Below are 12436 nucleotides of genomic sequence, written 5' to 3'. Positions count from 1 at the left end.
CCGAAAACCGCGCCTTGGACAATAGCGCCCGCCCCATCGATCGGCTATGGTCCCGCCGGTTTTATGGCGGATCGAAATAATGTCAGTTGAGAGAACCACGGCCGCGGGCGGCATGGAAACCTCCTATGGTTTCAGGAAGGTTGGCGCGGGCGACAAGCAGTCGCTCGTCAATGACGTCTTTCACAAGGTGGCCAATCGATACGACCTGATGAACGATCTGATGTCGGGTGGGTTGCACCGGCTGTGGAAGGACGCGATGGTCGCGTGGCTCAACCCCCCGAAGCGGCCGGGCTGGAAGGTGCTCGACGTCGCCGGCGGCACCGGCGACATCGCCTTTCGCATCATCGAGGCAAGCCAGCGCCATGCGCATGCCACGGTGCTCGACATCAACGGCTCGATGCTCGACGTCGGCCGCGACAGGGCCGAAAAGAAAGGCCTCTCGGAAAACACCGATTTCGTCGAGGCCAATGCCGAAGCGCTGCCGTTCGAGGACGGCACGTTCGATGCGTATACGATCGCGTTCGGCATCCGCAACGTGCCGCGCATCGATGTGGCGCTGAGCGAAGCTTTTCGTGTGCTGAAGCGCGGCGGGCGCTTCCTATGCCTGGAGTTTTCCGAGGTCGACATGCCGCTGCTCGACAAGGCCTACGAGGCTTGGTCGTTCAACGCCATCCCCAAAATCGGCAGGGCGGTGACCGGCGACGACGAGCCCTATTCCTATCTGGTCGAATCGATCCGCAAGTTCCCCAACCAGCAGAACTTCGCCGCGATGATTGGTCGGGCCGGCTTCGATCGGGTTACTTTCCGCAACTATTCGGGGGGCATCGCGGCGCTCCATTCGGGCTGGAAGCTTTGAGGCAGGGCGTCCGATGACCAGCGTTGGCGCCGGCTTCCGGCTCGCCAGGGCCGGCTGGGTGCTGGTCCGCGAGGGCGTCGTCGCGGCGCTGCCCGGCGAAGAGCTTTCCGGTATGCCGAAGCTCGGCTGGCGGCTGGCGCGCGTGCTCACTCGCCGCCGCGCCCGAAGCCATCTGCGCGGCGACCGGCTGGCGCAGGCGGTGGTGCGGCTGGGGCCATCCTATGTGAAGCTCGGCCAGTTCCTCGCCACGCGGCCCGACGTCGTCGGCAACGACATGGCGGTCGACCTTGCGCTGCTGCAGGACAAGATGCACACCTTTCCGAGGGCGGAAGCGGTCGCGGCGATCGAAGCCTCGCTCGGGCGCAGGATCGAGGATCTCTACGCAACCTTCGGCGAGCCGGTCGCGGCGGCATCGATCGCCCAGGTGCACGGCGCCGAAGTCGTTCGCGACGGAAAGGCTTCACGGGTCGCGGTGAAGGTCATCCGCCCCGGCGTGCGCCATCGCTTCTTCCAGGATCTCGAGAGCTACTTCCTCGCCGCCCGCCTGCAGGAGAAGTACATCCCCTCCTCGCGGCGCCTGCGGCCGATCGAGGTGACCCAGACGCTGGCGCAGACCACCAAGGTCGAGATGGACATGCGGCTCGAAGCGGCCGCGTTTTCCGAGCTCGCTGAGAACACCAAGGATGATCCGGGCTTCCGCGTGCCGGCGGTCGATTGGGAGCGGACCGGCCGAGACGTGATCACCATGGAGTGGATCGACGGCGTCAAGATGAACGATCTGACCGGCCTTGCTGCCGCCGGTCACGACCTCAAGGCGATCGCAGCCAATCTCGTCCAGTCCTTCCTCAGGCATACGCTGCGCGACGGCTTCTTCCATGCCGACATGCATCCGGGCAACCTGTTCGTCGAACCGGACGGCACCATCGTTGCCGTCGATCTCGGCATCGCCGGCAGACTCGGCAAGAAGGAGCGGCGTTTTCTGGCCGAGATCCTCTACGGCTTCATCGTGCGCGACTACCGGCGCGTCGCCGAGGTGCATTTCGAGGCCGGCTATGTGCCGCGTCAGCACAATGTATCGGCCTTCGCGCAGGCGATCCGCGCCATCGGCGAGCCGATCCACGGCCAGTCGGCCGACACGATCTCGATGGCCAAGCTTCTGACGCTGCTGTTCGAGGTCACCGACCTCTTCGACATGGCGACGCGGACCGAGCTGGTGCTTTTGCAAAAGACCATGGTGGTGGTCGAAGGCGTGGCCCGCACGCTCGATCCGGCGTTCAACATGTGGAAGACTTCGGAGCCGGTGGTCAGTGACTGGATCGCGGGCAATCTCGGCCCGCGCGGCGTGCTCTCGGACGCGCGGGACGCCGGCAAGGCCTTGATCTCGCTGGCGAGGCAGGCGCCGGACATTGCGGTTCGCACCGAGCGGCTGTCGCGTGAGATCGACCTGATGGCCGAGCATGGCTTGCGCTTCGACGAGGCGACCGCGCGCGCGATCGGCAAGGCGGAGGCGCGCCACACCCGCTCCGGCCGGGTGGCGCTGTGGACCATTGCGCTGACGCTGATTTACATCGCGTGGCGGATTTTCTGACCGCCCGCCGCCTTGCTGCGTTTTGATTGCATTGCTATCATTGCCGGCGCTAGTTTGAGGCGGGTGCAATCAGATGGCCAGCATCACGATCCGCAACCTTGACGATGGAGTTAAGGACCTGCTGCGCCAATTGGCTGCCGAAAATGGCTGCTCGATGGAGGAGCAGGCCCGGGCGATGATCAGGGCGGCGGTTGAGGGCCGGGCAGGGCAGGCCGACCGCATCGACCAGATCGAGAAGACGCTGCGTGCGCTGACCGGCCCCGGCCAGCAAGCACCGCCTATCGCCGACATGCCCGGCAGGCCATCAGTTCGCGGAACGCTCTCCGGCAAACGCGTCCTTCTCGTCATCGGCGGCGGCATCGCCGCCTATAAATCGCTCGATTTGATCCGGCGCCTGCGCGAGCGCGGCGCTTCTGTCCGGGTGGTAATGACATCAGCCGCGCAGGAATTCGTCACCACGCTGTCCGTCGGCGCGCTTTCGGCCGACCATGTTTTCACCGAACTCTTCGACCGCAATGACGAGCACGATGTCGGCCACATAAGGCTGTCGCGCGAGGCCGATCTGCTGGTCGTGGCGCCGGCCACCGCCGACCTGATGGCGAAGCTCGCCAACGGCCATGCCAATGATCTTGCCTCGACGGTGCTGCTTGCGACCGACAAGAAAGTGCTGATGGCGCCGGCGATGAATCCGAAGATGTGGTCGCATCCGGCAACGCGGCGCAACCGGGCGACCCTGCAGAAGGATGGCATCGCCTTTGTCGGGCCGGCCAAGGGCGAGATGGCGGAAAGCAACGAGGCGGGCGAAGGCCGCATGGCCGAGCCGCTGGAAATCGTGGCCGCGATCGAGGCGATGCTCGGCGAGAAGCCGAAGCCGCTTGCGGGCCGCAAGATCATCGTCACCTCGGGGCCGACGCATGAGCCGATCGATCCGGTGCGCTACATCGCCAACCGTTCGTCCGGCAAGCAGGGCCATGCTATCGCGGCGGCACTGGCGAAGCTCGGCGCCGATGTCCGGCTCGTGTCCGGTCCGGTCAACATCGCCGATCCGGCCGGGGTGAAGACCACTCATGTGGAAACAGCGGCCGAGATGAAGGAAGCGGTCGAGAGCCTTTTGCCGGCGGACGCGGCTGTTTTCGTCGCGGCCGTCGCCGACTGGCGCACCGCGAATGCCGCCGGTGAAAAGATCAAGAAGGTGGCGGGGAAGGGCCCGCCGTCGCTCAAGATGGTCGAGAATCCCGACATCCTCGCGGGCGTCGGCCATCATGCGCAGAGGCCCGGTCTTGTCGTCGGCTTTGCCGCCGAGACGCAGGACCTCATCGGCAACGCCGAGGCCAAGCTCAGGAAGAAGGGCGCCGATCTCATCGTCGCGAACGACGTCTCGCATGGCAGCGGCATCGGCCCTTCCGGCGTTATGGGCGGCGATCGCAACAAGGTGCGCATCGTCTCGCGCACGGGCGTCGAGGAGTGGCCGGAGATGGGCAAGGACGAGGTGGCGACACGGCTCGCCGCATCGATTGCCGAGCGGCTGAAAACGACAGTGGTTTAGCTGGCCGCTGCCTGCGGTCGCATTGGCGGCAGCGCGATCCGCAGCGCGGCGACGCAGCCAAGGATCCCAAGCGGCACGAAGGCGAGGAAGAGCCAGCCGGCCACGCCTGCAGCCGCGTCACGATTGAGGCCTTGCGAGAAGCCGCTGGCGTTGGCGACGATGCCGGCAAGGGCCGCGCCCACCGCGTAGCCGATCCGCTGCATGGTCGGCACGGCGGCGGAAGCGATCGTCTGCTCGCCGTCGCGGGCCGAAGCGACGATGACGCGCGTCAAGAACGGCCAGCAGACGCCGAAGCCGCCGCCCTGCAGCAGAGCGCAGAGCAGGATCAGCGGGATCGAACCTGCGGGGATGGCGTAGGCGAAACTGGCAAGACCGGAGGCGATCATCAGCGCGCCGACGACGATGATCAGTCTTTCGCGTTCCAGCGGCGCATTGGCGATGAGGATCGACAGGATCGACCAGGCGATGGATTCGGCGGCGATGATATAGCCGGTGGTCAGGATCGGAATGCCGTGCAGCGTGGTGAGCAGCAGCGGCCCGTAAATGGTGAACGTGCAGGTCGCTACCGAGAAGGCCGCAACCATGGTCATGCCTGAGCCAAGCGGCGAGCGCCATGAGAACAAAGGTGCCGGAAACAGGCGCGAGCGCGGCCTGCGGGCATCGATGCGGAAGAAAAGCGCCAGGCCGATCAGCCCGAGGGCCAGCAGCAGCGACGAGCGCAGCGGGGCGATGTCGATGCCGGCGGCAGCGATCAGCACGACGGCGATGGCGAGACAGGCAAGCGCGGGATAGGGAAAGGGCGGCGCCGTGCCTCTGCCCGCCTGCGGCCTCGTCGCCTCCGGCGTGTCCAGCACGATAAAACTCGCCAGCGCCATCGCCGCGCCGCCGACAGTGAAGACGCCAAAGGCCCAGCGCCATGACAGGAACTCGGTCATAACAGCGCCGAGCATCGGTCCGCTGAAGGCGGCGACGCCCCAGATCGCCGACATGATGCCGAAGAGCTGCGGCCAGATGTTGCGCGGAAAGAGACGCTCGACCGAAACGAAGGCGAGCGACACCAGCGCGCCGCCGCCAAGTCCCTCGACCAGCCGCCCGGCGAGGAAGAACGGCATGGAGGGTGCCGCCGCGCAGATCAGCGCGCCTGCCGCGTAGAGCAGGGCGGCGACCATCATGTTGGAGCGCAGCGCGACATAGCTCACCAGCCGCCCGGCCGCGGCACCAGCGACGATGGCGCCGAGCTCATAGATCGCCAGCGACCAGCCAACGAGCTGCACGCCGGCCAGCTCGCCGACCATGGCCGGCATCACCGTCGCCACCATAGTCTCATTGGTGGCATGCAGCAGGATGCCGAGACTGACGAAGCAGAAACGCGCCAGGTCGCCGCTTGCCCACAGCGCTCGCCAGTCCACCTTGTTGCCGGCCACCTTGCCGCCGCCTGCTGCCGTCACGTCGATCTCCCGCTTGTTTTCCGCAACCTCATCCGCATTGCGAACGAAGCGCCAGATCCAGTTCGGCAGGGCTTGTAGAACCTCAAGCGCAGTTGAGCTCAAGAGGCTTTTTCGGCGATGTCAGCGAGCAGCGCGCCAAAAATTCGGCCCGGAACGAGCGTCCCGGGCCGTATCGGTGCTAACTGATTTGAAATTTCACTTATAGGAGTGGACGAGGTCCAGCGAAGCCACGGCAACAGCGAGGTTGACGCCGGTCTGTGCCTGGACGCTCAGCGGCTCGAGCATGAAGGCGCCGTCGAGACCACCGACCAAAAGATTGGCGCCGCCGCCGGTCACGACGCTCGCCTCCGCGTTGACGCCGTAATAGCTGCCGGCGAGATCGCCCGCGTCATGGTGGCGGGTGGCGGCGAGAACCGCCCAGACAAGCTGACCTTGATGCGTCCGGCCGATATCGACGCCAAGCTTGGAGATCATGCCCGTATAGAGCTCGGCCGGACCGTGATGATAGGGGCGGAAGACGCAGGACACGCCCTTGTTGGAGGTGATGACGTAACCGGTGCCCCCGTCGATGGTGCAATCGAGCGTGCCGAGCCGGATCGTGCCGGCGCTGACCGGAGAAGCGAGGACCGTGGCGGCAAGCGCGGCGGCGGCACAGGCAAGTGTCTTGATCATCGGAAATGTCCTTTCGCAACAAACGGCCCCGGTTAAACGGTCGAGGTGCGAGGAGCGTTCCGCCCAAAACTTGGCGCGAGCATGGCGAGCCAAAGCATCGCCGTTGGCGGCTGACGGCCAAATCGGCGTGTCAGCGCCGCAATAGACCCATCGCGGGCGACCGGACCCCCGGGCGGCCTTAGCTTCCGATCAGCTGGCGCCGGCCGAGGTGCGCGACAGGCCGTCCTTGGCGGGTTGGTAGTTCGGGTCGAGGTGGACAGCCTCGCGGTAGGACTTGGCCGCCCTTTCCTTGTCGCCGCGTCGCTCGTAGATCAGCGCCTGGTTGGCCCAGGCCTCGGCGTTCTTGCCGTCGAGCTTGATGGCCATGTTGAAGTCGGCGAAGGCGTTGTCCTCGTCATTCATGGCGAGATAGGACAGGCCGCGGCCGTTGTAGGGCTCGGCTGCGTCCGGCGCCAGCGAGATGGCGGTCGAGAAATCCTCGATGGCGAACTTGTGCTGGCCCTGGCTCTGATAGATCAGGCCGCGATTGTGGTAGGCGCGGGCGTCGGTCGTGTCGAGTTGGATCGCCTTCTGGAAATCGTTGAACGCGTCGTTGACGCGGCCGGCCTTGCGATAGAGATTGCCGCGGCCGATATAGGCGGCGTCGTAATTGGCGTTGATCTGGATCGAGCGGTTATAGTCGGCAAGCGCTGCTTGCTGGTTGCCGAGGAAACGCTGGATGAGCGCCCGGTTCGAATAGGCCTGATAGAAGTTCGGATTGAGCTGGATGGCGGTGTCGAAATCCTTGAGCGCCGCCTGGTACTGGCCGCCGCGGCCATAGGCCGAGCCGCGCACATTGTAGCCCTCGGGATCCTGAGGATTGCGCTGGATGACAGCCGACAGCGAGGAGATGTTCTCGGTCGAGCCTTGCGCCTTGTCGATATTGTTGAACTCCCCCGTCGGGGCGGTCTGGCATGCTGCAAGGGTCAGGCCCGAAAGCAGGGCCGCCGTCAGGGCGAAGCCGCGAAAAGCGGTTCTGCGCTCCACGGTAATTGCGTTCATCTCAGTCCTCACTGGCGCCGCGCCGTCAGGTCCGTTCCCTCTCCGAACCGGCTCGAACGCATAAACAAAAAGGTGGCGGCGATTCCGCATCGCGCCACCCTCGGTATCCTTCGAAAAGGACGAAAAATTGACGGTATCAGCGCGGCGAACGCGATGCGCCGGCAGCACCAGCCGGAGCCGGGCGCGGGGTCATCGGCAGCAGGCCTTCGCGCTGGGCGCGCTTGCGGGCCAGCTTGCGGGCGCGGCGGACGGCTTCCGCCTTCTCGCGGGCACGCTTCTCGGACGGCTTTTCGTAGTGACCGCGCATCTTCATTTCGCGGAAAATACCTTCGCGCTGCATCTTCTTCTTCAGCGCGCGAAGCGCCTGATCAACGTTGTTGTCGCGGACGAGTACCTGCACGTGCAATCCTGTCTTCGGGTTTGAAATCTCAGGCAAGCAGCCCATAGCCGCATGCCTCCGCAGTGACCTGCACCGCGAATTGTGCCGGCTGATAGCAGAATCAGGCCGTGCTGTCCACCGTTGATTGCAGGAAACCGCGATCGGAAGCCCGAGCGCCGTGCCTTGCCGGTCTGAGCCTTAGGCGGTCGCCAGATGCAGACGGGCGAAATCCTCAAAGAATTCGCCATAGTCGCAAGTGATTTCCTCGCCGGCCGCGATATCCCGGGTCGCTGTGGCGCCACCATATTGGGAGAAATCCGTGTTCGGCCGCTCGGAATGGTTCATGAAGCGGCCATTGTCGACCTCATATACCATGAAACCCGGCTTGTCCGGGCTCGGATAGGCGTAGCGGTCGAGCAATTCCTTGAGATGCGGCGGCGCCTTCTCGTATTTCTCCATGGGGATCAGCCGGTCGAAATCGGGATCGAGCCGCCAGATGGAGGCACCTTTCCTGACCGGCTCGGCGGCGAAAACGCCGACGCCTTCGATGGCGCTCTGGGCTACATAGGTTCTGATCAGCAGCATCGTTCCGATCCGTTTTCGACGGGAAACCAAATCGTCAAAACGGACCGGAATGCAAGGCCCCGTCGCGCGATTTCAGCGGATGAGCATGGCTGCCGACCGTCAGATGATTCACGTCCGATTGATCGAGACGCCACCATCGGCAAACAGCGCCGCGCCGGTGGTGAAGCTTGAGGCGTCCGAGGCAAGGTAGAGCGCTGAGCGGGCGATCTCCTCGGGCCGGGCCACACGCTTCAAGGCATGCAGGTTTTCGACGAATGTCCGCGACTCCGGCGTCTTGAACGTCGCTGCGGGCGTGTCGGTGCCGCCGGGCAGCAGCGCGTTGACGCGCAGCCCTTTCGGGCCGTATTCGGCGGCCAGCACCTGCGTCAGCCCGATCAGCCCTGCCTTGGCGGCGGCATAGGCGGCCATGCCCGGCATGCCGGCGGTATAGCCGACGAAGCTCGAGGTGAAGATCAGCGAGCCGCCCCCGCGCTCCAGCATCGCCGGGATCTGGTGCCTGGCGGCGAGGAAGGCGCTGGTCAAATTGGTGTCGATCGTGTCGTGCCAAGTCGCCGGCGCCATCTCCGGTACCGGCGCCATCAAGCCGACGGTGCCCGCATTGTTGAAGGCAATGTCGAGGCCGCCGAACCTTTCGACCGCAAGCTCGACCAGAGCTCTGGCATAGGCTTCGTCCCGGACATCGCCGGCGAGTCCAATTGCGGTTCCACCGGCCGTCTCGATTTCGCCGACGAGTGCATCGAGCTCGGCCCGGCGGCGCGCCGCGACGACGACACTGGCGCCCTGCTCGGCGAACAGACTGGCCGTAGCGCGGCCGATGCCGGAGCTGGCGCCGGTGACGATGGCGACCTTTTCGGTGAGTGCGAACATTTCTCATCCTTTCTCTATGCCGGTCCAGCCGGTGGTGGGATGCTTGGTCGCAAATCGGCATTTCGGCAGCCACCCGAAAGCTGACTTGCCGATCGGAATGCAAGTTGTCGGGCATGCGCCGCGCAGCCGCGGCGCAAAACGGCAAGCGCCGTCGCAAACAGCGCAAGGGTGACTGCACGCTTTCGCTAGTGATACACCACGCGCGCCGGGGAATGCCCGGCCGAGATCCGCGATTTTTGGCGCGAGGCTGAACGTGAAGAAATACTCCGTATTCGCCATTGCCCGCGAGGCGATGCGCGGCCACAAGGGCTGGGAAGAGCAATGGACCTCACCCGAGCCGAAGAAGGAATATGACGTCATCATCGTCGGCGCCGGCGGCCACGGCCTGGCCACCGCCTATTATCTGGCGACCGAGCACGGCATCACCAATGTCGCGGTGCTGGAAAAGGGCTGGCTCGGGGGCGGCAACACCGGCCGCAACACCACCATCATCCGCTCCAACTATCTCTATGACGAAAGCGCCGGCATCTACGACCATGCGCTGAAATTGTGGGACGGACTGAGCCAGGAGCTCAACTACAACGTCATGTATTCGGCGCGCGGCGTCATGATGCTCGCGCACAATGTGCATGACGTCCAGGTGTTCAAGCGCCACATCCATGCCAACCGCCTCAACGGCATCGACAATGAGTGGCTGACGCCGGAACAGGCGAAGGAGTTCTGTCCGCCGCTCAACATTTCCAAGGAGGCGCGCTATCCGGTCATGGGTGCCGCGCTGCAGCGCCGCGGCGGCACGGCGCGCCACGATGCGGTCGCCTGGGGTTATGCGCGCGGCGCCTCGGCGCGCGGCGTGCACATCATCCAGAACTGCGAGGTCACCGGCGTCAAGCGCGCGGCCAACGGCGCGGTCACCGGCGTCGAGACGACGCGCGGCTTCATCGGCGCCAAGAAGGTCGGCGTCGTCGCTGCCGGCCATTCGTCGGTCATCATGGATATGGCCGGCGTGCGCATGCCGTTGGAGAGTTATCCGTTGCAGGCGCTGGTCTCGGAGCCGGTCAAGCCGGTGGTGCCATGCGTCATCATGTCGAACACGGTGCACGCCTATATCTCGCAGTCGGACAAGGGCGAGCTGGTCATCGGCGCCGGCACCGACCAGTATATCTCCTATTCGCAAACCGGCGGCCTGCACATCCTGCAGCACACGCTCGACGCCATCTGCGAAATGTTCCCGATCTTCACCCGCATGAAGATGCTGCGCTCCTGGGGCGGCATCGTCGATGTGACCCCCGACCGCTCGCCGATCCTGGCTAAGACGCCGGTCAAGGGCCTCTATGTCAATTGCGGCTGGGGCACGGGCGGCTTCAAGGCGACGCCAGGTTCGGGCAACGTCTTTGCCCACACCATCGCCAGGGACGACCCGCACCCGATCAACGCGCCCTTCACGCTCGAGCGCTTCCGCACCGGTCGTCTCATCGACGAAGCGGCGGCGGCGGCGGTGGCGCACTAAAGAACTGCGATGACGCGCAAAACTCACACCATGCTTTTCGGGTTGGGCCTCGTGGGCGTCACCGTGCTGTTTATACTGTTGTCCGTCAGGGAGATTTTGGTTCGAATAGTTGGGTATGAGGCCAATGGGGTCGATCCCGTCATGTTGGCTATGTTTGTGGTTGTCGGCCTACCTACCTTTTTCTGCGTGTGGGCATTTGCCATACCGAAAATACGCGAAAACGTGTTTCTGAATATCGGTTCCCCAAGAACCTTCTCTGGGCCACGAACGCAGGCTGATGTCGATCGAGCCAAAGTGAATTTGCGGGCGATAGGATTGCTCATTGAAGACCGTACTTCCAAAGAAAATGCTGTGACCGATCGTGGCAGGCCTGAAGGCAATGCACATGGTGGGTCGACCAAATCCAAGAAAGTCGATTGATGCTTCTCATCCGCTGCCCCTATTGCGAGGAAGAGCGCCCGGAACTCGAGTTCCGCAATGCCGGCGAGGCGCATATTGCGCGCCCGACCAACATTGCCGCCGAGAGCGACGACGATTTCGAGAAATTCTTCTTCATCCGCTCGAACCCCAAGGGCGTGATCTATGAGCGCTGGCGGCACATCCATGGCTGCGCGCGCTTTTTCAACGCCGTGCGCGACACCGTGACCGACAAGTTCGTCATGACCTACAAGGCCGGCGAGCCGAAGCCTGCGAAGCTGCCTGGAGCCTCGAAATGAACGCCGCCTTCCGCATTTCCGGCGCCGGGCGTCTCAGCCAGGCGAAGACCGCCTCGTTCAGCTTCGACGGCAAGCAGTATATCGGGATCGAGGGCGACACGCTGGCCTCGGCGCTGCTCGCCAACGGCGTGCATCTCGTCGGCCGCTCCTTCAAGTACCACCGGCCGCGCGGCTTCCTCTCGGCCGGCGCGGAAGAACCCAACGCGCTGGTGCAGATCGTGCGCGACGACGCGCGCAAGACGCCGAATGTGCGGGCGACCGTGCAGGAGCTCTATGACGGGCTGACCGCCCATTCGCAGAACCGCTGGCCCTCGCTCGCCTTCGACGTCGGCGCGGTCAACGACATTGCCTCGCCGATGTTCTCGGCCGGCTTCTACTACAAGACCTTCATGTGGCCGAAGTCGGCCTGGTTGAACTTCTATGAGCCGAAGATCCGCGCGACGGCCGGCCTTGGCGTTTCCCCCGACCGGCCGGATCCCGACCATTATGCGGCGCGCTACGCGCATTGCGACGTGCTGGTGCTGGGCGGCGGTGCGGCCGGCATCACTGCGGCGCTTGCCGCAGCCGAAACCGGCGTGCGGGTGATCCTCGCCGACGAGCAGGCCGAATTCGGCGGCAGCCTGCGCTTCGAGAGCGGCGCCAGGATCGATGGCGAGGACGGCTTTGCCTGGGCACAAGCCGCGATCGCCAAACTCAAGGCGATGGACAATGTCCGAGTGCTGTCGCGCACGACAGCTTTCGGGTACTACGCGCAGAACTTCGTCGGCCTTGTCGAGCGGGTCAGCGACCATCTCAAGAGCCCCGGCCGGGAGCTGGCGCGCGAGCGCCTGTGGCAGGTTCGCGCCAAGCGGGTCGTGCTCGCGACCGGCGCCATCGAGCGGCACATGGTGTTCGCCAACAACGACCGGCCGGGCGTCATGCTGGCATCGGCGGCGCGCACCTACCTCAACCACTATGGCGTGGCGGTCGGTAGGAATGTCGGCGTCTATACGGCAAACGACTCGGCCTACGCGGCCGCGATCGACCTGAGGAAGGCCGGCGTCAATGTCGCTGCCATCGTCGACCTGCGCGACAACCCGTCGGGGGCGGTGATCGACGAAGCGAGGAGCCTCGGCATCGAGATCAATTTCGGTCGCGCTGTGGTTAGCGCCGGCGGCAAGCTGCGCGTATCGTCGTTGACGGTGCAGCCGAAGAACGGCGGCGGCGAGCGCAGGATCGCGGTCGACGCCAT

13 protein-coding genes are annotated in these 12436 nt (G+C 64.8%); 7 read left to right on the top strand and 6 right to left on the bottom strand.

The genetic code is table 11. The features are described from left to right. The first annotated feature begins 79 nt into the window (after positions 1 to 79). The 3 genes from ubiE (at position 80) to coaBC (ending at position 3990) form a co-directional block, all read left to right on the top strand. On the top strand, positions 80 to 856 hold the full coding sequence (gene ubiE, locus EOA79_RS03345; RefSeq protein ID WP_095800515.1) for a bifunctional demethylmenaquinone methyltransferase/2-methoxy-6-polyprenyl-1,4-benzoquinol methylase UbiE: 777 nt from the start codon (positions 80 to 82) through the stop codon (positions 854 to 856). Positions 857 to 869: 13 nt separating this feature from the next. Further along, complete coding sequence (gene ubiB / locus EOA79_RS03340) at positions 870 to 2444, top strand: 2-polyprenylphenol 6-hydroxylase (RefSeq protein ID WP_095781082.1); 1575 nt, start codon at positions 870 to 872, stop codon at positions 2442 to 2444. 73 nt (positions 2445 to 2517) lie between these two features. Further along, positions 2518 to 3990, top strand: a complete 1473-nt coding sequence (gene coaBC / locus EOA79_RS03335) for a bifunctional phosphopantothenoylcysteine decarboxylase/phosphopantothenate--cysteine ligase CoaBC (protein ID WP_206522069.1) — start codon at positions 2518 to 2520, stop codon at positions 3988 to 3990. On the opposite strand, the gene EOA79_RS03330 is transcribed toward coaBC, so the two are convergent. From EOA79_RS03330 to EOA79_RS03305, 6 genes are all read right to left on the bottom strand, one after another. Then, the gene (locus tag EOA79_RS03330; protein ID WP_245489835.1) at positions 3987 to 5438 is read right to left on the bottom strand and encodes an MFS transporter; all 1452 of its coding nucleotides are present in this window, start codon (positions 5436 to 5438) and stop codon (positions 3987 to 3989) included. The two genes, coaBC and EOA79_RS03330, sit on opposite strands and share 4 nt — an antisense overlap. Before the next feature lie 195 nt (positions 5439 to 5633). Then, entirely contained in the window at positions 5634 to 6110 is a 477-nt protein-coding gene (locus tag EOA79_RS03325) for a DUF992 domain-containing protein (protein WP_095823451.1), read from the bottom strand. Between the two features lie 189 nt (positions 6111 to 6299). Next, positions 6300 to 7151, bottom strand: coding sequence for a tetratricopeptide repeat protein (locus EOA79_RS03320; protein WP_067002613.1), 852 nt, complete (start codon positions 7149 to 7151; stop codon positions 6300 to 6302). Between the two features lie 136 nt (positions 7152 to 7287). Then, positions 7288 to 7551, bottom strand: a complete 264-nt coding sequence (rpsU, locus tag EOA79_RS03315; protein ID WP_040969057.1) for a 30S ribosomal protein S21 — start codon at positions 7549 to 7551, stop codon at positions 7288 to 7290. Between the two features lie 177 nt (positions 7552 to 7728). After that, on the bottom strand, positions 7729 to 8115 hold the full coding sequence (locus tag EOA79_RS03310; protein ID WP_095781084.1) for an SET domain-containing protein-lysine N-methyltransferase: 387 nt from the start codon (positions 8113 to 8115) through the stop codon (positions 7729 to 7731). Positions 8116 to 8223: 108 nt separating this feature from the next. Beyond that, positions 8224 to 8982, bottom strand: coding sequence for an SDR family oxidoreductase (locus tag EOA79_RS03305; protein WP_127334890.1), 759 nt, complete (start codon positions 8980 to 8982; stop codon positions 8224 to 8226). A 253-nt stretch (positions 8983 to 9235) separates the two neighbouring features. Between EOA79_RS03305 and EOA79_RS03300 the strand changes: the two genes are divergently transcribed. The 4 genes from EOA79_RS03300 to EOA79_RS03285 all read left to right on the top strand — a co-directional run. After that, on the top strand, positions 9236 to 10489 hold the full coding sequence (locus EOA79_RS03300; RefSeq protein WP_067002609.1) for a sarcosine oxidase subunit beta: 1254 nt from the start codon (positions 9236 to 9238) through the stop codon (positions 10487 to 10489). 9 nt (positions 10490 to 10498) lie between these two features. Next, positions 10499 to 10909, top strand: coding sequence for a hypothetical protein (locus EOA79_RS03295; protein WP_127334889.1), 411 nt, complete (start codon positions 10499 to 10501; stop codon positions 10907 to 10909). Beyond that, positions 10909 to 11205, top strand: coding sequence for a sarcosine oxidase subunit delta (locus EOA79_RS03290; protein ID WP_067325793.1), 297 nt, complete (start codon positions 10909 to 10911; stop codon positions 11203 to 11205). The genes EOA79_RS03295 and EOA79_RS03290 overlap by 1 nt, the downstream gene beginning before the upstream one ends. Next, positions 11202 to 12436 (top strand): 2Fe-2S iron-sulfur cluster-binding protein (locus EOA79_RS03285; RefSeq protein WP_128292864.1); only part of this gene is annotated, 1235 nt, incomplete at its 3' end. The genes EOA79_RS03290 and EOA79_RS03285, both read left to right, overlap by 4 nt.

Source organism: Mesorhizobium sp. M1A.F.Ca.IN.020.03.2.1, assembly GCF_004023205.1.
In the GTDB taxonomy this organism is placed as follows: domain Bacteria; phylum Pseudomonadota; class Alphaproteobacteria; order Rhizobiales; family Rhizobiaceae; genus Mesorhizobium.
The sequence above is the reverse complement of the archived record's forward strand: the minus strand, read 5'-3'. Positions and strand labels throughout refer to the sequence as shown.

Coding starts and splice junctions, on each gene's coding strand:
- ubiE (WP_095800515.1), top strand. CDS start 80: ATGTCAGTTGAGAGAACCACGGCCGCGGGCGGCATGGAAACCTCCTAT.
- ubiB (WP_095781082.1), top strand. CDS start 870: ATGACCAGCGTTGGCGCCGGCTTCCGGCTCGCCAGGGCCGGCTGGGTG.
- coaBC (WP_206522069.1), top strand. CDS start 2,518: ATGGCCAGCATCACGATCCGCAACCTTGACGATGGAGTTAAGGACCTG.
- EOA79_RS03325 (WP_095823451.1), bottom strand. CDS start 6,110: ATGATCAAGACACTTGCCTGTGCCGCCGCCGCGCTTGCCGCCACGGTC.
- EOA79_RS03320 (WP_067002613.1), bottom strand. CDS start 7,151: ATGAACGCAATTACCGTGGAGCGCAGAACCGCTTTTCGCGGCTTCGCC.
- EOA79_RS03310 (WP_095781084.1), bottom strand. CDS start 8,115: ATGCTGCTGATCAGAACCTATGTAGCCCAGAGCGCCATCGAAGGCGTC.
- EOA79_RS03305 (WP_127334890.1), bottom strand. CDS start 8,982: ATGTTCGCACTCACCGAAAAGGTCGCCATCGTCACCGGCGCCAGCTCC.
- EOA79_RS03295 (WP_127334889.1), top strand. CDS start 10,499: ATGACGCGCAAAACTCACACCATGCTTTTCGGGTTGGGCCTCGTGGGC.
- EOA79_RS03290 (WP_067325793.1), top strand. CDS start 10,909: ATGCTTCTCATCCGCTGCCCCTATTGCGAGGAAGAGCGCCCGGAACTC.